At 50.4% G+C, this 17,803-nt stretch carries 21 protein-coding genes; 16 read left to right on the top strand and 5 right to left on the bottom strand.

Going from position 1 to position 17,803, the window contains the following annotated elements:
* The first annotated feature begins 189 nt into the window (after positions 1-189).
* Positions 190-1,419 (top strand): EAL domain-containing protein, encoded by a 1,230-nt coding sequence (locus P2G88_RS08820; protein ID WP_275795493.1) that lies wholly within the window; start codon positions 190-192, stop codon positions 1,417-1,419.
* Positions 1,420-1,436: 17 nt separating this feature from the next.
* On the opposite strand, the gene xerD is transcribed toward P2G88_RS08820, so the two are convergent.
* On the bottom strand, positions 1,437-2,309 hold the full coding sequence (xerD, locus tag P2G88_RS08825; RefSeq protein ID WP_275795552.1) for a site-specific tyrosine recombinase XerD: 873 nt from the start codon (positions 2,307-2,309) through the stop codon (positions 1,437-1,439).
* A 92-nt stretch (positions 2,310-2,401) separates the two neighbouring features.
* Between xerD and aceK the strand changes: the two genes are divergently transcribed.
* Positions 2,402-4,102 (top strand): bifunctional isocitrate dehydrogenase kinase/phosphatase, encoded by a 1,701-nt coding sequence (gene aceK, locus P2G88_RS08830; RefSeq protein ID WP_275795494.1) that lies wholly within the window; start codon positions 2,402-2,404, stop codon positions 4,100-4,102.
* 78 nt (positions 4,103-4,180) lie between these two features.
* Complete coding sequence (locus P2G88_RS08835) at positions 4,181-4,672, top strand: acyl-CoA thioesterase (protein ID WP_275795495.1); 492 nt, start codon at positions 4,181-4,183, stop codon at positions 4,670-4,672.
* A gap of 27 nt (positions 4,673-4,699) precedes the next feature.
* Here P2G88_RS08835 and P2G88_RS08840 read toward each other — a convergent pair whose 3' ends face one another.
* Positions 4,700-5,284: an outer membrane beta-barrel protein gene (locus P2G88_RS08840; RefSeq protein WP_275795496.1), complete on the bottom strand. Its 585-nt coding sequence runs from the start codon at positions 5,282-5,284 to the stop codon at positions 4,700-4,702.
* A gap of 187 nt (positions 5,285-5,471) precedes the next feature.
* On the opposite strand from P2G88_RS08840, the gene fldB reads away from it, so the two are divergent.
* The 6 genes from fldB (at position 5,472) to P2G88_RS08870 (ending at position 9,120) form a co-directional block, all read left to right on the top strand.
* The gene (gene fldB, locus P2G88_RS08845) at positions 5,472-6,014 is read left to right on the top strand and encodes a flavodoxin FldB (protein WP_275795497.1); all 543 of its coding nucleotides are present in this window, start codon (positions 5,472-5,474) and stop codon (positions 6,012-6,014) included.
* Between the two features lie 30 nt (positions 6,015-6,044).
* Positions 6,045-6,752, top strand: coding sequence for a dihydromonapterin reductase (gene folM, locus P2G88_RS08850; protein WP_275795498.1), 708 nt, complete (start codon positions 6,045-6,047; stop codon positions 6,750-6,752).
* Positions 6,753-7,538, top strand: a complete 786-nt coding sequence (locus P2G88_RS08855) for a CLCA_X family protein (RefSeq protein ID WP_275795499.1) — start codon at positions 6,753-6,755, stop codon at positions 7,536-7,538.
* Positions 7,539-7,601: 63 nt separating this feature from the next.
* Positions 7,602-8,021 (top strand): organic hydroperoxide resistance protein, encoded by a 420-nt coding sequence (locus P2G88_RS08860; RefSeq protein WP_275795500.1) that lies wholly within the window; start codon positions 7,602-7,604, stop codon positions 8,019-8,021.
* 88 nt (positions 8,022-8,109) lie between these two features.
* Positions 8,110-8,574: a MarR family transcriptional regulator gene (locus P2G88_RS08865; RefSeq protein WP_275795501.1), complete on the top strand. Its 465-nt coding sequence runs from the start codon at positions 8,110-8,112 to the stop codon at positions 8,572-8,574.
* A 126-nt stretch (positions 8,575-8,700) separates the two neighbouring features.
* Positions 8,701-9,120: an organic hydroperoxide resistance protein gene (locus tag P2G88_RS08870; RefSeq protein WP_275795502.1), complete on the top strand. Its 420-nt coding sequence runs from the start codon at positions 8,701-8,703 to the stop codon at positions 9,118-9,120.
* Positions 9,121-9,168: 48 nt separating this feature from the next.
* Here the strand turns inward: P2G88_RS08870 and P2G88_RS08875 are convergent, their stop codons facing one another.
* Positions 9,169-9,912, bottom strand: coding sequence for a transporter substrate-binding domain-containing protein (locus P2G88_RS08875; RefSeq protein ID WP_275795503.1), 744 nt, complete (start codon positions 9,910-9,912; stop codon positions 9,169-9,171).
* A 147-nt stretch (positions 9,913-10,059) separates the two neighbouring features.
* On the opposite strand from P2G88_RS08875, the gene P2G88_RS08880 reads away from it, so the two are divergent.
* The 6 genes from P2G88_RS08880 to P2G88_RS08905 all read left to right on the top strand — a co-directional run bounded on the left by P2G88_RS08880 (position 10,060) and on the right by P2G88_RS08905 (position 14,087).
* Positions 10,060-10,401, top strand: a complete 342-nt coding sequence (locus tag P2G88_RS08880; RefSeq protein WP_275795504.1) for a metalloregulator ArsR/SmtB family transcription factor — start codon at positions 10,060-10,062, stop codon at positions 10,399-10,401.
* A 9-nt stretch (positions 10,402-10,410) separates the two neighbouring features.
* On the top strand, positions 10,411-10,881 hold the full coding sequence (locus P2G88_RS08885) for an arsenate reductase ArsC (protein ID WP_275795505.1): 471 nt from the start codon (positions 10,411-10,413) through the stop codon (positions 10,879-10,881).
* Positions 10,881-11,600: an arsenical resistance protein ArsH gene (gene arsH, locus P2G88_RS08890; protein WP_275795506.1), complete on the top strand. Its 720-nt coding sequence runs from the start codon at positions 10,881-10,883 to the stop codon at positions 11,598-11,600. The genes P2G88_RS08885 and arsH overlap by 1 nt, the downstream gene beginning before the upstream one ends.
* A gap of 10 nt (positions 11,601-11,610) precedes the next feature.
* Complete coding sequence (gene arsB, locus P2G88_RS08895) at positions 11,611-12,627, top strand: ACR3 family arsenite efflux transporter (RefSeq protein WP_275795507.1); 1,017 nt, start codon at positions 11,611-11,613, stop codon at positions 12,625-12,627.
* A gap of 33 nt (positions 12,628-12,660) precedes the next feature.
* A complete protein-coding gene (locus P2G88_RS08900) occupies positions 12,661-13,149 on the top strand; it encodes an arsinothricin resistance N-acetyltransferase ArsN1 family A (RefSeq protein ID WP_275795508.1) in 489 nt (162 codons plus the stop codon).
* A 110-nt stretch (positions 13,150-13,259) separates the two neighbouring features.
* Positions 13,260-14,087: a putative porin gene (locus P2G88_RS08905; RefSeq protein ID WP_275795509.1), complete on the top strand. Its 828-nt coding sequence runs from the start codon at positions 13,260-13,262 to the stop codon at positions 14,085-14,087.
* A 69-nt stretch (positions 14,088-14,156) separates the two neighbouring features.
* On the opposite strand, the gene P2G88_RS08910 is transcribed toward P2G88_RS08905, so the two are convergent.
* A complete protein-coding gene (locus P2G88_RS08910) occupies positions 14,157-15,023 on the bottom strand; it encodes a universal stress protein (RefSeq protein ID WP_275795510.1) in 867 nt (288 codons plus the stop codon).
* Complete coding sequence (locus P2G88_RS08915; RefSeq protein ID WP_275795511.1) at positions 15,023-16,516, bottom strand: SulP family inorganic anion transporter; 1,494 nt, start codon at positions 16,514-16,516, stop codon at positions 15,023-15,025. The genes P2G88_RS08910 and P2G88_RS08915 overlap by 1 nt, the downstream gene beginning before the upstream one ends.
* A 165-nt stretch (positions 16,517-16,681) precedes the next feature.
* Between P2G88_RS08915 and P2G88_RS08920 the strand changes: the two genes are divergently transcribed.
* Positions 16,682-17,800, top strand: a complete 1,119-nt coding sequence (locus P2G88_RS08920) for an S-(hydroxymethyl)glutathione dehydrogenase/class III alcohol dehydrogenase (RefSeq protein ID WP_275795512.1) — start codon at positions 16,682-16,684, stop codon at positions 17,798-17,800.
* The last annotated feature ends 3 nt before the right edge of the window (positions 17,801-17,803 follow it).

The raw sequence follows: 17,803 nt of genomic DNA on the forward strand, positions 1-17,803 counted from the left end.
ATTGTAAACGTAACTGATGACGGATACCAAGGCGGCAATTATACCTATATAACCACAGAGGGAGCGTTGACCGCGCGAATGTGCTTAACTACAAGTTAAGACTTGAATTATTGCTGGCCAATGGCATTTACTGGGTGAGCTGCAAGAGCCTCTTATGACATTAAACATCGAGTTTGTTAAGGAAGTCTGATGTCTGATAGCGGTTTGTCAGAGTTTTTACTGAAAAAAATGGATTTAGAAATGGATGATCAGGATTTGGATAGCCTGCTAAAAGGTGTCCGCACACACCTTGGCATGGAAGTCGCCTTTATTGGCGAATTCAGCGACGGCCAGCGCATAATTTCTTATGTGAATACAGACCATGGCAATCTCAGCATAGCGGCAGGCATGTCTTCTCCGCTAAGCCAAACCTACTGCCACAAAATTGTCGAGGGGCTGCTGCCCAGACTTATTCCTGATGCCATCCAACATCCCATCACCAAAGACCTCAAGGTGACCAAGTCATTGAAAATAGGAGCTTATGTGGGGGTTCCCATCAGGCTCACCAACGATGCCGTCTATGGTACCTTATGCTGTTACAGCCCACAGCCGGATCCCAGCTTGCAGCAGAAGGATGTCAGTTTTTTGGAACTGTTCGCCGATATGCTGGGTAAACAACTCAGCCGTAAGCGCGATGAAAAACAACTAAAAACACAAAAATTGCAGCGGGTTAAAAACGTGATGGATAATGTCTCGCTGAATATGGTTTACCAGCCGATTCTGAGTCTGGAAACCGGCAATTTTCTGGGTTTCGAAGCCCTGACCCGATTCACCGATGAGCCTTATCGCTCACCAGATATCTGGTTTAAGGAGGCAGCCGAGGTGGGATTAGGTGAAAATCTTGAGCTGTTGGCTATTCGCAAAGCATTGCAGCACTCAGACAGAATCCCCAGAGGCAGCTATCTGTCCATCAATATTTCAGCGGAATATCTGCTCAAAGATCAGTTGATGGCACTACTTAGCGAATCGGCAGACACCCGCATTATGTTTGAGGTGACTGAGCACGAAAAAATCCTGGACTACAGCAAACTCTCGGACGCCCTGTGCGAACTTCGTGAACAAGGGATTCGCATTGCATTGGATGATGCCGGCGCCGGCTATGCGAGTTTCCAACATATTCTGGATTTGCAGGTCGATGTGCTCAAGCTCGATCTCAGCTTGATCCGCAATATCCATCTGGACAAGCGCCGGCAAGCGCTGGCGGCGGGGCTGATTGCCTTTGCCCAAACCACCGGTGTCGATGTGATTGCCGAGGGTATCGAACAACATGAAGAACTGAAGACCTTAAGAGCCCTGGGTGTCAGCAAAATGCAGGGCTATCTGATTGGTCGCCCTATGCCATTTGAAGAAGCTATGGCGCATCGCCCTCTTCTATCCTGAGCGAGCAACATGCAGGCTCAGGCTCTTGGATGATGTTGCTCAATCAAGCGCTGCAATCTTTCGGTGGCCACATGGGTGTAAATTTGGGTGGTGGAAAGGTCAGCGTGTCCCAACAACATCTGCACCACACGCAGATCGGCCCCATGGTTAAGTAAATGGGTGGCAAAGGCATGGCGAAGGGTATGCGGTGACAGGGCATCCTGATCGATGCCGGCACCCAAAGCATGCAGCTTTATGCGATGCCAGAAGGTCTGGCGCGTCATTTGCTGGCCTCTGCTCGAAGGAAACAACACATCAGACGGAGACTGTAGTAACGCAGTCCTGCCCTCTTTGAGAAATCGCTGGATCCATTCCACCGCTTCTTCCCCCAAAGGCACCAGGCGCTCTTTATTTCCCTTTCCCGTGACCCTGGCAACCCCTTGGGCCAGACTTAGCTGCCCCAAACGCAGACTAACCAATTCACTGACCCTCAGACCCGATGCATACAAGACCTCCAACATGGCCCGATCACGCAGATGGACAGGATCGGACACATTGGGGGCGGCCAATAAGTCCTCCACCTGACGCTCAGACAAGGTTTTAGGCAAAGATTTGCTTAACTTGGGGTTTTGCAACAAGGCCATGGGATCGTCTTCCCGCTCACCACGTTGCACCAGATATCCGGTGTAGGCCCGCAAGGTCGAGAGAAAACGCGCGGTGCTGCGCTCTGACAACCCGAGATCGTAGCGATGGGCCAGGTAACTTTGGATTTGCTCCGTTGTGATCTGCGGCAGTAGCACAGCATCGGCCCACAGATGCTGGGCAAACTTGCTTAAATCGCTGCGATAAGCGCTTAAGGTATTGTCGCTTAAGCCTTTTTCCAGCCACAACATATCGATAAAGGCATTGATCGGCGCTTCATATTGTAACTTGTTGTTATTTGGCTTGACTGCGGCGCGGCTTTTTTTCACGCTGGTACCACTGCTTGTTGGGACGCACACCTATGTTATCACTGGTGGATGATATTGCCGATGCCATACTCAGTGGCTTTGAACGCCATTATCAAACCTTTCTGGAAATCACCCGCGGCGCCAGAGACAGATTTGAGCGCGGTGACTGGCGCTCGGTACAGCAAGCCTCCGCTCGGCGGCTGCAGTCTTACGACAGGCGCGTTGGCGACAACATCGCCATGCTGCAAAACCGATTTGGCCAGAAGACCCTGAATCAGAACCAGTGGCAGTGGGTTAAAACCGCATACAGCCGCAAGCTACTGACACATCCACAGCCCGAACTGGCGGAAAGTTTCTATACCTCGGTGTTCTGTCATATGTTCGATAGGAGCTATTTCCACAACGACAATATCTTTGTGGAAACCGAGATTGCCCCCTTGGATTGCACCCAGCGCCCGGTACTGCAGTGTTATCCCTTGGGTGAGAAAACTGCACACAGCCTGGGTGAGTTGCTAGCTAAGTTACCTCTTACCCTGCCCTTTGAGAACATCACGCGAGATTTGGCTTTACTCACCCGCGCTTTTTCCTGCTACGGCAGCGCGTCGGAGTTACAGGTACTGAAGCCACTTTTTTTTCGCAACAAGGCCGCTTATCTGATCGGTCGGGTAAAACAACAAGGGAGCTGGTTGCCGTGCATTATTCCTATCCTTAATAACGAGAAGGGCCAGCTCTTTGTGGATTGCCTGGTGTCAGATCCCTCAGAGGCGTCTGTTATATTCGGTTTTGCCCGTGCCTACTTTATGGTTGATACCCCCTATCCCGGCGCCATAGTGAATTTCCTGCAATCTTTTATAACCAACAAATCGAGCGCCGCCCTGTACACCAGCATTGGCTTGCAGAAACATGGCAAGACTTTGTTTTACAGAGACTTTTTACATCATTTGGAGAATACACAAGACCACTTTGTCAGCGCTCCGGGCATAAAGGGCATGGTGATGGAAGTGTTTACCCTGCCCTCCTACCCTTTTGTGTTTAAGGTGATTAGGGACAAGTTCGCACCGCAAAAAGATCTCACCCGCCAAACGGTGATGGAAAAGTATCAATTGGTTAAAAACCATGATCGGGTAGGACGCATGGCCGATACCTGGGAATTCTCCTACGTGGCCTTTCCACTTAACCGCTTTGACGATGCGCTAATTAAAGCGCTGAAACAGAGTATTGCCAGCCAGCTATCAGAAGAAGACGGCTACCTGATTATCCGCCATTGCTATATCGAAAGGCGCATGGAGCCCATGAACCTGTATTTGGACAGGCAACCAGACAAAACCAATATAGAAGCCGTCATCAAAGAATATGGTGACGCCATAAAGCAGATGGCCGGCGCTAATATTTTTCCTGGCGACATGTTGTTTAAAAACTTTGGGGTAACCCGTCACAAGCGGGTGATTTTCTACGACTATGATGAAATCTGTTACCTCACAGAGTGTAATTTTCGCAAGATCCCGCCGCCGCGCCATCCTGAAGATGAGTTAAGTGGTGAGCCTTGGTATTCGGTGGGGCCTAATGATGTTTTTCCAGAAGAGTTCGCCGACTTTCTATTGTGCGATCCCAACGTTAGCGACATTTTTCGGGCCCTGCATGCCGATCTGCTCGATGCCGGTTTGTGGCAACAAAAACAAGCGAATATCCGGGCCGGGATTTATGAGGATGTATTTCCCTATGCCCAGGAGAAGCGCTTTATTCATCAGTACTGAGTGAAATAGTCATTCCCCCCTTCCATTGCTTTGACCTAGACTGTGTTTTATACGTGGCATCAACGACTTGAGGAACTTATGGCCGGTGAACAACGACAACAAACCCTACGCTTTCTGGCCGAACCGGCCGATGTCAATTTCGGTGGTAAGGTGCATGGCGGCGCGGTAATGAAGTGGATAGATCTAGCGGCCTATGCCTGTGCCGCTGGTTGGAGCGGAAAATATTGCATCACCGCTTATGCCGGCGGTATCCGCTTTGTACGACCCATATTAGTAGGTAGCCTGGTAGAAGTTCGGGCCAGGATTATCTATACCGGCCGGACCTCCATGCATTTAGCACTGGATGTAATGGCGGGCGACCCCAAGCAATCGGACCGTCATCTGACAACCCACTGTATTGTGATCATGGTGGCAGTAGACGATGAAGGTAAACCCACCCCAGTACCGCAATGGCTTCCTCAATCCGAAGAAGACAAGTTCCTGCAGGAATCGGCGTTAAGATTGGTGCAAATGCGGGAGAAAATCGGCGAGGAAATGCAGGCCCATATTAATCTGTTGGGCGTCGATTAATAGAGGGGCGTAAGCCCCTCAAATTACTCAGAAGCTGTAGCGGGCAGAGATGGTGAATAAATCCATATCATCACCCACCTTATATCCCGCACCTACTGCAAATTGAGGAGCAAAATAGTAGGCAACACTGCCTTCAATGAAGGTCTCGGCATCTTCGATGTCTATGCGAGAAATCACACCTTTTAATTCAATGTTGTCGTTGAGCATCGAGCGAACGCCAATTGCAAGACCGTAACCATTGTCATCTTCTGACTCTGAATCAAAACGGCTGGAGGCAGACAACTCGACAGACTCATAAGAAACGATACCAAACACATCAGTATTACCAGTTATGGCGTGACGATATCCCATTCCAATAGACGTCCAATCAAGGTCGACATCTACACCGAAAATTTCATCGGAAACAGACAAAAAATTGCCCTGTAGGATATAGTTCGAACCCACTAACACTGAACCAGACAAGTCAAGACCATTGGCGGAGATATCCGTATCATCAATGTCAAGTTTGGCATAGGAAAGTTGTACGTTGTTCCAATTAGGCTGTGCGGCCAGAACAGACGCTGAGAACATTGCGGCACCGGTCAGAGCGGCAAGAAGAATGCGATTGGTCATATTTTTTCCTTTTTCATACAAACACGTCAAACCTTATGACGCGGGCGGCATTATGCCCTAAGCCTTTGCTGTGTAAACAAAAACACCATAGAAATCTGTAACAACAAATCATCAAACGCCACCCAACTGGATCTCGAGTCAAGTAACAAGCACAATAGCGCCCATTCTTTTTAAGATTGCGAGCGTAATGACAGATCCTGCGTTAAAAATCGGCCTGTTTTATGGCTCTACCACCTGTTACACCGAAATGGCGGCGGAAAAGATCAAAGCCGCCCTCGATGAGCTGCTCGGCGAGAACACGGTGGATATTCACAATATTAAGGACGTGCCTCTTAGCCAGGCCCAAGCCTACGACATCCTTATCTTCGGCATTTCCACCTGGGACTTTGGCGAACTTCAGGAAGACTGGGAATCCCATTGGGACGATATCCGCCCTTTGCAGCTCAAAGGCAAGATAGTCGCCCTCTATGGTCTGGGTGACCAGTTAGGTTATGCCGACTGGTATCAGGATGCCCTGGGTATGCTGCATGATGAGCTTCAAGTCCTCGGCTGCCAGTGCATCGGCTATTGGCCCAATCAAGGCTATGAGTTCTCTGCATCAAAAGCGCTAACCAGTGATAAAAGCCAGTTTGTGGGCTTGGCTTTAGACGATGAAAACCAATTCGATCAGACTGATGAACGCATAGGTCGCTGGACAGCACAATTAATCGATGAACTCTCTGCCCTTTAACGGCGTACTAGTGAGATTTTGAGGGATCCTATGCCAGGTTCACCCATTTTATTTACCGGCGCCGCGCAGCGCGTTGGCCTGTATTGTGTCAAGGCCCTGCATGCCCAGGGTCATCAGCTTGTTGTCAGCTATCGTACCCGTCGTGACAGTATCAATGCCTTGGAGAAATTGGGTATAGATTGCATCCAGGCCGATTTCGCCAGCGACGAGGGGATTCATGGCTTTGTCCACCAGGTAAAGTCGCGCTACGTCAGCCTGCGTGCCATCGTCCACAATGCCTCCGACTGGTTGCCTGACGATAACCTTCGTCAGGCACAGATCTTCGACACCATGATGGCGGTACATGCAAAGGCACCGCTTTTGATCAACCAAGCCCTGGCACCACTGTTGAATCAAGATAAAGCCGATATCATTCATCTGACCGATTTTGTTGCCCAAACCGGCAGCGCCAAGCATATGGCCTACGCCGCGTCTAAAGCTGCTCTTGAAAACCTGACCATGTCTTTCGCCCGTGCCCTGGCGCCAAGAGTCAAAGTGAATGCCATAGCCCCTGCGCTAATTTGCTTTAATAAGCATGATGACGAGGCCTATCGCCAGAAAACCCTTAAAAAATCCTTACTGGGTACTGAGCCAGGCGAGCAGGAAGTGTTTAAAGCCATTAGCTGGCTGTTGGACAGCGACTATATGACCGGACGTATTATCGGTCTTGATGGTGGACGACCGCTGAATCTGCCGTAAATGACCACATCCAGGCTGCATCGCCCCTACTTTCGTAATGGCCCCGATCATCGGGAGGGGCAGGATGTTAGTTTTGCCGATATCGTGCGGGCATTTGGCTTTCGTACCGTCAGCATCGGCAAATGGGTCACCAAAGAAGAGCAGCAACTGGCGGCCAACTTGTTTTTCGATGCACTATGTGACTTGATGTTGTTGCTTGGCGTACCGGAACAGGTCATTTCCTTAAACGGCTCATTGTCGCTGGCCTTTGGCACCGGTGGGCAAAAGTACGCCAGCGCCCATTACGAGTCAGGCAGTAAAACCCTGGCCCTGGCTAAAAACGCCGGTGGCGGTGCCCTGGCGCATGAATGGTTCCATGCCTTCGACCACTATATCTGTCGTCATCTGTTCACCAATACCAGTAGACAACAGTTCGCCTCTGAATGCTGGTTAAAAGACGCTAACCTGATTGCGCACCCGCTTAATCAGCGTTTATCCAGGTGTTTTCATTGCTTGTTTCTTGAAGATAACGGCAAAGAAAGCAATGCCTATCTGAAACGTGCGGTTGCGCTCGACAAATCGCTGCAAACCTTTTACTACGCCCAACCTCAGGAACTTGCGGCACGCGCTTTTGAAGCGGTGATACAGCACCAATCTCTAAAAAATGCCTTTTTAGTGCAAGGCACCAAACAAAGTAATGAGGCCAAACTGGGTCTTTATCCTCAGGATGAGCACCTTGAGGCACTTTCTGTTGCCTGGTTGGATTATTTCTATTGGTTGGGACAAGCCATTGAACATAAGGCGTAATGAGAAAACTTGACTACAATCTGAGCAAGACATCATCCTCAAACGGACCAAAAGGAGCTCTTGATGGACGTCATCTACAAGGCCAGTGCGACAGCAACCGGTGGACGAGATGGGCAGGCACGCTCCAGTGATGGTGTCTTAGATGTAAAACTGGCGGTCCCCAAGGAAATGGGCGGGGCCGGTGGCAAGGCAACTAATCCTGAACAATTGTTTGCGGCAGGCTACTCGGCCTGCTTTATCGGTGCCTTAAAATTTGTCGGCGGCCAGATGCAAGTTGCCGTGCCTACAGATGTCAGTGTACGAGCAGAAGTAGGCATCGGTAAAATCGAAGGGGGATTTGGTCTGGATATTGACCTGTATGTGCTCCTACCCGGCATGGATGCTGACAAAGCCAAACGTTTAATGGAAAAAGCACATCAGGTTTGTCCTTATTCCAACGCTACCCGCAATAATGTGACCGTGCGCTTGCATCTCACCGTTTGAATTGACAAGGGATGCTCTTTGTCCAAGTCCTTGAAAATTGTTTTGCAAACTCCCACTATGCCTTTATCACTATGAGCCGGTCCCCCCGATGAACGACGACGCCTGCGAAAATCTCAGATTAGACAACCAGTTATGTTTCGCACTTTATTCTACGTCGCTGGCGATGAGTAAGCTGTATAAGCCCCTGTTAGCTGAGTTAGGGCTTACCTATCCTCAATATCTGTTGATGATGGTGCTATGGGAGAAGGATGGCATCACTTCCACTTTGCTTGGCAAAAAGTTAGTGCAGGATCTGGGCGCCCTCAGCCCGGTTATCAAGCGCCTAGCAGCCCAGGGACTGATAGAGCGTCGCCGCAATCCCAAAGATGACCGGGAAGTGTTGATTTATCTCACCAAGCAGGGAAAGAGCCTACGCCAAAAGGCCCTGCCGCTGCCAGAGAACCTGATCTGCGCCAGTGGATTGTCGCTTCCCGAAGTCGTCGCGCTGCGTAAGCAACTGGAGAGCTTGCGCACACATCTGCATCAATATTCGTCACAGCAACCACAAAAGTAGTGGTCTGATACCTATTCGAAATTTCCTATCGACCAGTTCTAAAAATATAATTATCGCAACAACTATTATCGCACTAATATAATGTCCACTTTAAGAACGCTATTAATTGATTAAGAGGACATCACCATGCAAGTACTTTACAAAGCCAGTGTTACATCAACCGGTGGTCGTGACGGCCATGCCAAATCCAGCGATGGCATATTGGATGTGAAACTAACCACCCCCAAAGAACTTGGTGGACAAGGCGGACAGGCTACCAATCCTGAGCAATTGTTCGCTGCAGGATACTCTGCTTGCTTTATCGGGGCGCTAAAATTTGTCGCTGGCCAACAGAAAAAGGCACTACCAGGCGATACCAGCGTTAGTGCTGACGTGGGAATCGGTAAAATAGAAGGCGGATTTGGCTTGGATATCGATTTGTTTATCAACCTGCCGGGGTTGGAAAAGGCCGTAGCTAACGCTTTGGCAGAAGACGCCCACAAAGTGTGCCCTTACTCCAATGCCACACGAAACAATGTAGCGGTTAGACTGCATGTTTCAGTGTAATTTTGCCACCAGCCAATAGATCAAGGTTCAGGCGCCACATGCTGGCGCCTAATCATCTGCTTTTGCCAAACTCTGCCAAAAGGCTTTCGCGTTATCACTGTATTGTTGGTAGAAGCCTTTGGAAAAAGGAATATGCCAATAGGCCACCATAAAAGGTCTTGATGAGGCCTTTATACGGTGTGTTTCACCGATATTGGCAACAATATATTTGCCAATCTTTTCCTCTACCACATAACCATCCAGCCGACCTTGCGCTAACTGTCTGAGACCTTCCTGCGGGGTATATTTCATTCGGCTTAGGATCCCTGACTGACTGAGTTTGGCTTCAGCAACATAGCCAATGGGCGCGCCTATCCCCATCTTCACGTTTGAGAAGGCCGCACCATTCCAAACGGTATGAGAAGCACGCTGAAAAACCGGGTAATTGACCTTCTCCAAGGCCAGATTGTGATCCACCTGGCCATCCGCAGTTTTAGGAAAAACCGCCCAGTCATCTCGCTCGGGGGTCCAGATCATGGAAAAGGTCGCATCGGTTTCATTGTTTTGCAGATCGCGGATACAGCGTTTCCAGGCTGAGCGATAGAATTGCACTTTCAGTCCTACCGCCTCTGCTGCCCGTTTAATTTTTTGTGGCAATATTCCGGTGTTTTCGGCGGGCACTTCGAAGTTACCCAGCATATAAGGGGGATTCGCGTCTGACTCGTAACACACCCTGAATACCAAGTCGTCAGCCTGCACAGGGGGCGCAAATGGGAGAAGGAAGAGTAAGCCGAAGACAACAAATTTGAACATGCTGGACCTGTCAAATAACCCTTAAGCACAAGTCCGTATATGCCTAGACTTTCTGACACCTTATCGCCTGAAGACAATACTGACAAGCACATTGACATATGACATTTCATATATATGATTTTTCATATGTGAGTAATGGAATTCGTGATGGACCCTATTCAATTTTTCAAATGCCTGGCACAAGATACCCGATTGAAAAGCCTGCTGCTGATTGAGCAACATCAGGAACTTTGTGTTTGCGATCTCATCGATGCATTGGCACTAAGCCAGCCTAAAGTCTCAAGGCACTTAGCCGAGCTTCGCAAGTGCGAGCTGCTGGTGGATGAGCGCAGGGGAAAGTGGGTTTACTACAAACTCCATCCCTCTCTACCCCATTGGGCCAAGCAGATTCTGGCGACAACCCGCTTACAAAATCCCTCCTTTTTGCATGAAGAGCTGTGCCGACTGCAAACAAACGGTATTGCAGATGCAACGCGCTGTTGTCCTTAAGGAAAGACCATGAAGATCCTTTATATCTGTACCCACAATCGCTGCCGCAGCATCTTATCCGAAGCCGTTACCAATCATCTGGCCAATGGCCGTATCCAAGCCAGAAGTGCCGGTAGTCAACCAGCCGGCGAAGTCCATCCGTTGACCCTCAAGTATCTGGCCGAGGCCGGCATAAATACGGATGGGCTGGAGAGCCAGTCATGGGATGATTTTGCCGACTTTAAACCGGATCTGGTTATCACTGTGTGTGACAGTGCCGCTGGGGAAAGCTGCCCACTGTGGATGGGTGAGAGCCTGAAGATGCACTGGGGATTGGCCGACCCGTCCAAGTTACAAGGCAGCGAGGAGGATATCGCCGCGGCTTTTCACAAAGTAATGGATGAAATCAAGAGCAGGGTCAAAGGACTTCTCAGGCTGGATCTTGAGCATTTGCAGCGGGCAAACCTGAAACACGCATTGCAATCCTTGGGAGCCCGGTAATGAGCGTATTGGATTTGACACTACCGAATGTCGATAACGGTCAATTCAAAACACCGCAGCTAGCAGATTTCAGCGCCTCAGCGCCAACGCATAAGCCACGGATATTGCTGTTATACGGTTCATTACGCGCTCGCTCCTATAGCAAACTGGTTATAGAAGAAAGTGCCAGACTGCTGGAAGCGATGGGCGCAGAAACGCGCATATTCGATCCCTCTGGGTTGCCGCTACCCGACGATGAGCCAGCTGAACACCATAAGGTTCAGGAACTTCGCGAACTGGTGCGCTGGTCCGAAGGCCAGGTCTGGTGCTCGCCAGAGCGCCACGGGGCCATGACCGGCATAATGAAAGCACAAATCGACTGGATCCCTTTATCCGAAGGAGCAGTGCGCCCGACCCAGGGCAAAACTCTGGCGGTAATGCAGGTCTGTGGCGGCTCTCAGTCGTTTAATGCAGTCAATCAAATGCGGGTGCTGGGACGTTGGATGCGTATGCTTTGTATTCCTAATCAATCTTCTGTGGCCAAGGCCTTTTTGGAATTTGAGGAAAATGGTCGTATGAAGCCTTCCGGCTACTACAACCGCATCGTCGATGTGTTGGAAGAACTGATGAAATTTACCCTGCTCACCCGCGCCCACAATGCCTATCTCACCGACAGATATTCAGAGCGGGTGGAAAGCGCCGAACAACTGATGCAACGCGTCAATCAACGCAGTATTTAGGAACAACACAATGGGATTATTTGAACGTTATCTTTCGGTCTGGGTGGCCCTTTGTATTGCTACAGGCGTAGTGCTGGGCTCCATGCTACCTGGCGTCTTCGAACTGATTGCTACTTGGCAGTATGCCAACGTCAATCTGGTGGTAGCGGTGCTGATTTGGCTGATGATCTACCCGATGATGATCCAGGTGGATTTCGCTGCACTCAAGGATGTGGGTAAAAAGCCGAAGGGCCTGGTACTGACACTCATCATCAACTGGCTGATTAAGCCCTTTACCATGGCGCTACTGGGCTGGCTGTTCTTTAAGGGCCTGTTTGCCGACTGGGTCGACCCGCAAACCGCCAATGAATATATCGCCGGTATGATCTTATTGGGTGTAGCGCCCTGCACCGCCATGGTGTTTGTCTGGAGCCAACTGACCAAAGGCGACCCCAATTACACGCTGGTGCAGGTGTCTATCAACGACATCATTATGATTTTCGCCTTTGCCCCTATTGCCGCCTTTTTGTTGGGCGTCTCCGATATCCAGGTGCCCTGGGAAACCTTGCTTTTGTCGGTGGTGCTTTATGTGGTGTTGCCACTTTTGGCCGGCGCCTGGACCCGCAAGCATCTGGACAAGGAACACGACCACGCTCGTCTTAATGGCTTTGTGGCAAAACTGAAGCCCTGGTCCATTGTCGGACTGCTAACCACCGTGGTGCTGCTATTTGGTTTTCAGGCGCAAACCATTTTGGCCAATCCATTGGCCATTGTGTTGATTGCCATCCCCTTACTACTGCAAACCTATGGCATCTTTGCCATCGCCTACTTTGCTGCCAAGCAGATGAAATTGCCCCACAACGTTGCCGCCCCGGCCTGTATGATTGGCACCTCAAACTTTTTTGAACTGGCAGTGGCAGTGGCGATTTCACTATTTGGATTGCAATCGGGTGCTGCCCTGGCCACGGTGGTCGGGGTGTTAGTGGAAGTACCGGTGATGTTATCGCTGGTGTATTTTGCCAATCGCACCCGCCACTGGTTTGCCTGAGTATTGACGCTACGATTTCGCAAAGGAACAGATATGCAGATTCGTTATGCCAAAGGGGAAGATGTTCCCGCCATTACCGCTATCTATAACGCCGGCATCGCCGCCGGCACAGGTACCTTTGAAACCCGGCTGCGCAAAAAGCAAGAAGTCGCCACCTGGCTGAAAGGTGATGCCTTGTATCCCGTGTTAGTGGCCGAAAAGGATGGCAAAATCCTCGGGTGGGCGCGGCTGATGCAGTACCGGCCACGGGACTGTTATGCCCATATTGCCGAATTCTCTATTTACCTGGATGAAAGCGCCACCGGTCAGGGTATCGGTACACAACTGCTGAGTAAACTGCTGGAAGTTGCCAAGGTGTGGGGATTCCACAAAGTACTTTCTCGCATCTTTACCTTTAACCAAGCCAGCCGCGCACTATGCAAAAAACTCGGCTTTCGCGAAGTGGGTATCTATGAGCGACACGGCCTCCTTAATGGCGAGTGGCTGGATGTGGTAATTGTGGAAAAACAGGTGCAAGAATAGCGTTGTTATCAGCGCAGCACTTCGGGTACACGATTTGTTACCCCGGTTGTATTTATTTTATTTGGAAAAACCATAGAATACGGCCCACTTTAACCTGACTACGGAATGTCATGAAAAAACACGCGTTATTGCTTCCCCTGCTGGCACTGTCCTCTGCGGCCATGGCCGAGGATTATCAACTCTTCGGCTCGGCCCATTACGATAAAATGGACGCCGACAGCTTTGAGCAGGATGTCCATAGTCTGTATGCCAAATACTACTTTGATAAAAAGTCCACCCTTGGCCCCTTGGCAGAGCTGGATTACATCAATAGCAAAAGCAATGTTTTTGCTCTTTACTCCAGAAGCGAAACTTCCAATGCCAATTTAAGCTACAAGGATACCGACTACTATAAGGTGGGTGGCGAGCTATTCGTCAACAACTTCCTGATTGGCGCCTCTTACAGTTATGCCGACAGTGGCTCCAGCGACTATGACAACAAAACCTATAGCCTGGGTTATCTGATCAACAAAGACTTGTTGGTTAAGGTCGTCGCTTCCGATCCGGAAAATGGCGATACCACTTACCTATTTAGTGGCCAATATACCCACAGGTTGGGCGGCAATGACTATCTGGGCGTAACGGTCAGTGCGGATGATGAGTTCGATTATCGTGAAGTAACCAGTAAGTACTTCCGTTCTTTGGGTGAGGATCGTTACCTCTCTGCTTATGTCTTCTTATCCGATGACGAAAATTTTGGCAGTAATTGGTATCTGGGTGGCGATTTCTACTTTAATCGCTATGTCTCGGTGGGCGTGAATTACAGCAAGAATGATTACTACAGCCTCAGGGCACAGTATTTCTTCAACAGCAATTGGTCGCTGTCTGCCCAATATAGTAGCAATGCCGATATTAGCGATTACGACGGCTATTCACTTAACTTGGAAGGTCGCTGGTAAGCAGCTCTGCAGGAAACCCAAAAGCGGCTTGGTCGGGCAGACCAAGTCGCTTTTTTCTATTCCACTTTATTAGCGTAACATCAACAAAGGCACATTGGATTGGGTCAGCATCTTTAAGGTCAGGCTGCCCAGGATCATCTCGCGCAGACGGCTGTGGCCAAACGACCCCATCACCATTAACTGGATATCTTCGGCTTGCTGGTAGACCAGCAATTGCTGTTCGGGAGAGCCGTCGAGCTTGGCGCTAATCACCTCAAGACCGGCATTTTGTAACCTTGCCTTGGCTTCAATCAATAAATTGCCCGGCTGACGGCCTTGCCGACAGGCGTACACCAAGTGACACTGCATGCCCTTGTACAAAGGGCTGGTACAAAGCATATCCAATGCCTTGCCAGCCGCTTCGCTGCCGTCATAAGCCAGCATAATGCGCTTGGGCACCTGGAAGTTGCGGTTCACCACCAATACCGGCTTATGTAAGCTGCGAATAATGGTTTCCAACTGATTGCCAAGCTTGCCGCTTTGCCCATCGTGCAGTTCGCCACGTACGCCCAGCACCAATACGCGGATATGATCTTCCCATTCCACCAGGGTTTCCGTCAGAGGTCCATGACGCTGACAGCTCTCGGCACCTGTCACACCGTTTTGTGCCGCGCGCTCCACTGCCTGGGAGAGCATCATCTTACCTTGTGTTACCAGCAGCTTGCCGCGCTTGGCTTCAAGCTCGGTGAGTTCATCCAACAGATGTTCCCGACTGCCGAGGCCAATGCTACCGGATAAATCGGCTACCGCCGGTGAAGGACTTTGCTCAATATTGTGCAAAAAGGCCAGTGGCGAGCCCACTGTTTTGGCGATCCAAGCCGCATAATCGGCTACCGCACCGCTGATGGAAGAGCCGTCAATACCGGCCAGTACCATATTTTGCATTGGTTGCTGCATCAGTGCCCTCCCAGGACTTTTTCGATTTCTTCCGGTTTATCATGGATGCCGAAACGATCCACTATGGTTTCGCTGGCTTCATTCAGGCCAATCAGCTCTACGGTTGCACCTTCACGGCGGAATTTAATCACTACCTTATCCAGTGCTGCCACCGCTGATACATCCCAGAAATGGGCGCGGCTTAAATCAATCACCACCTTATCAACCACTTCTTTAAAATCAAAGGCTGCGGCAAATTTATCCGCAGAGTTGAAAAACACCTGGCCAATAATTTTATAGGTACGGGTGCTTTGCGCCTCGTCCAGGGTTTTGTCCACATACATAAAGTGACTGACTTTGTTGGCAAAGAACAAAGCGGCCAGCAGCACGCCTACAAATACGCCATAGGCGAGGTTATGGGTAAAGACAGTGACAATTACTGTGGCCAGCATCACCACGTTGTAAGACATGGGATGAGATTTAAGATTTCTGACCGACTCCCAGCTAAAGGTACCGATGGACACCATGATCATCACCGCCACCAGCGCCGCCATTGGGATTTGGCGAATCCAGTCGCTTAGAAACACCACCATAATCAGCAAAAACACGCCGGCCACCAGGGTCGATAAACGCCCGCGACCACCGGATTTAACGTTAATTACTGACTGGCCAATCATGGCGCAACCGGCCATACCACCAATCAAACCAGAGCCGATATTGGCAATGCCTTGTCCCTTACACTCGCGGTTCTTATCACTGCTGGTATCAGTTAAATCATCGACAATGGTGGCGGTCATCAAAGACTCGAGCAGACCTACTACAGCAAGGGCAGCGGAATAGGGGAAGATAATTGCCAGGGTGTCGAAATTCAGGGGCACTTCAGGCCACAGGAAAATGGGCAGCGTATCGGGCAGTTCGCCCATATCGCCAACGGTACGAATTTCCAGGCCCATCAGCATGGCTACTGCGGTCATGGAGAGGATGCACACCAACGGTGATGGCACCAACTTGCCGATTTTAGGCACATAGGGGAACAGATAGATAATGCCCAAACCGGCGGCCGTCATGGCATATACATGCCAGGTGACATTGGTCAGCTCCGGTAACTGGGCCATAAAAATCAGAATGGCCAGGGCATTTACAAAGCCGGTAACCACCGACTTGGAGACAAAGGACATCAAACTGCCCAGTTTCAAATATCCCGCCAGAATCTGAAGCACGCCGGTTAACAGCGTGGCCGCCAGTAAGTATTGCAAGCCGTGCTCTTTGACCAGAGTCACCATCACCAGCGCCATGGCGCCGGTAGCAGCGGAAATCATGGCCGGGCGACCACCGATAAAAGCGATAATGGTGGCAATACAAAAGGAGGCATAGAGGCCGACTTTGGGATCGACCCCGGCAATAATGGAAAAAGCGATGGCTTCGGGGATAAGCGCCAGGGCTACGACCAGACCGGCCAGTACGTCGGCGCGCACATTACCAAACCAGTCCTGTTTTGTTGAATGTAAAAGCATGAGTCTTCCGTCAATGAGTTGGCCGGCAGTTGCCAGCCTACGGCGAAAATAAGTCAGGGAGTTGTCGGCGCGGGATCTTACGGACTGCACCAGGTTATAGCAACCACGTGATCCAAAAGCCTGATGACTGACTAGACTTGAGCTAAACAATACTAAGGAGTCAGTATGTCGCCGATCAAAACCCGCGCCGCGGTGGCCTTTGCCGCCGGTCAGCCGCTGAGTATAGAAGAAGTCACCCTAATGCCCCCGCAAAAAGGCGAGGTACTGGTCAAATTAACCGCCACAGGGGTTTGCCATACAGATGCCTTTACCTTGTCGGGCGACGATCCGGAAGGTATTTTCCCGGCGATTTTAGGCCATGAAGGCGCAGGCACAGTCGTCGCCTGTGGCGAGGGCGTGACCAGCGTGATGGAAGGGGATCATGTGATCCCGCTTTATACCCCTGAATGTGGCCAATGTAAGTTTTGCCTGTCCGGTAAAACCAATCTGTGTCAGGCCATTCGCACCACCCAGGGTAAAGGCCTGATGCCCGATGGCACAACCCGCTTTAGTCTCAACGGCAAGCCCATTTATCACTATATGGGCACCTCAACATTCAGCGAATATACCGTGGTGCCGGAAATCGCCCTGGCCAAGATCCCCAAAGAGGCGCCCCTTGAAAAAGTCTGTCTGCTTGGCTGTGGGGTGACCACCGGCATCGGTGCGGTGCTCAATACCGCCAAGGTCAAAACGGGCGATACGGTGGCGGTATTCGGCTTAGGGGGGATTGGCCTGTCAGTGATTATCGGCGCTCGCATTGCCGGAGCCTCACGCATCATCGCCATCGATATCAATGAAAGTAAGTTTCCTATCGCCAAACAGCTTGGGGCCACCGATACGGTTAATCCCAAAAACTATGATGCACCTATTCAGGATGTGATTGTCAGCATGACCGAAGGTGGCGTTGATTTTTCCTTTGAATGCATCGGTAATGTCAAAGTGATGCGGTCGGCGCTGGAGTGCTGCCATAAGGGCTGGGGCGAGTCAGTGATTATCGGTGTAGCCGGTGCCGGTCAGGAAATCTCGACCCGGCCTTTTCAGCTGGTGACCGGACGGGTTTGGCGCGGCAGTGCCTTCGGTGGTGTCAAAGGCAGAAGTCAGCTACCCGATTACGTACAACGTTACATGAATGGCGAATTTGAGCTGGATACCTTTATTACCCATACCATGCCGCTGGAAGACATTAATCAGGCCTTTGACTTAATGCATGAGGGTAAATCCATCCGCAGCGTTATTCATTACTAGGGA

This window comes from Aliiglaciecola sp. CAU 1673 (assembly GCF_029223185.1).
In the GTDB taxonomy this organism is placed as follows: Bacteria; Pseudomonadota; Gammaproteobacteria; order Enterobacterales; family Alteromonadaceae; genus Bowmanella.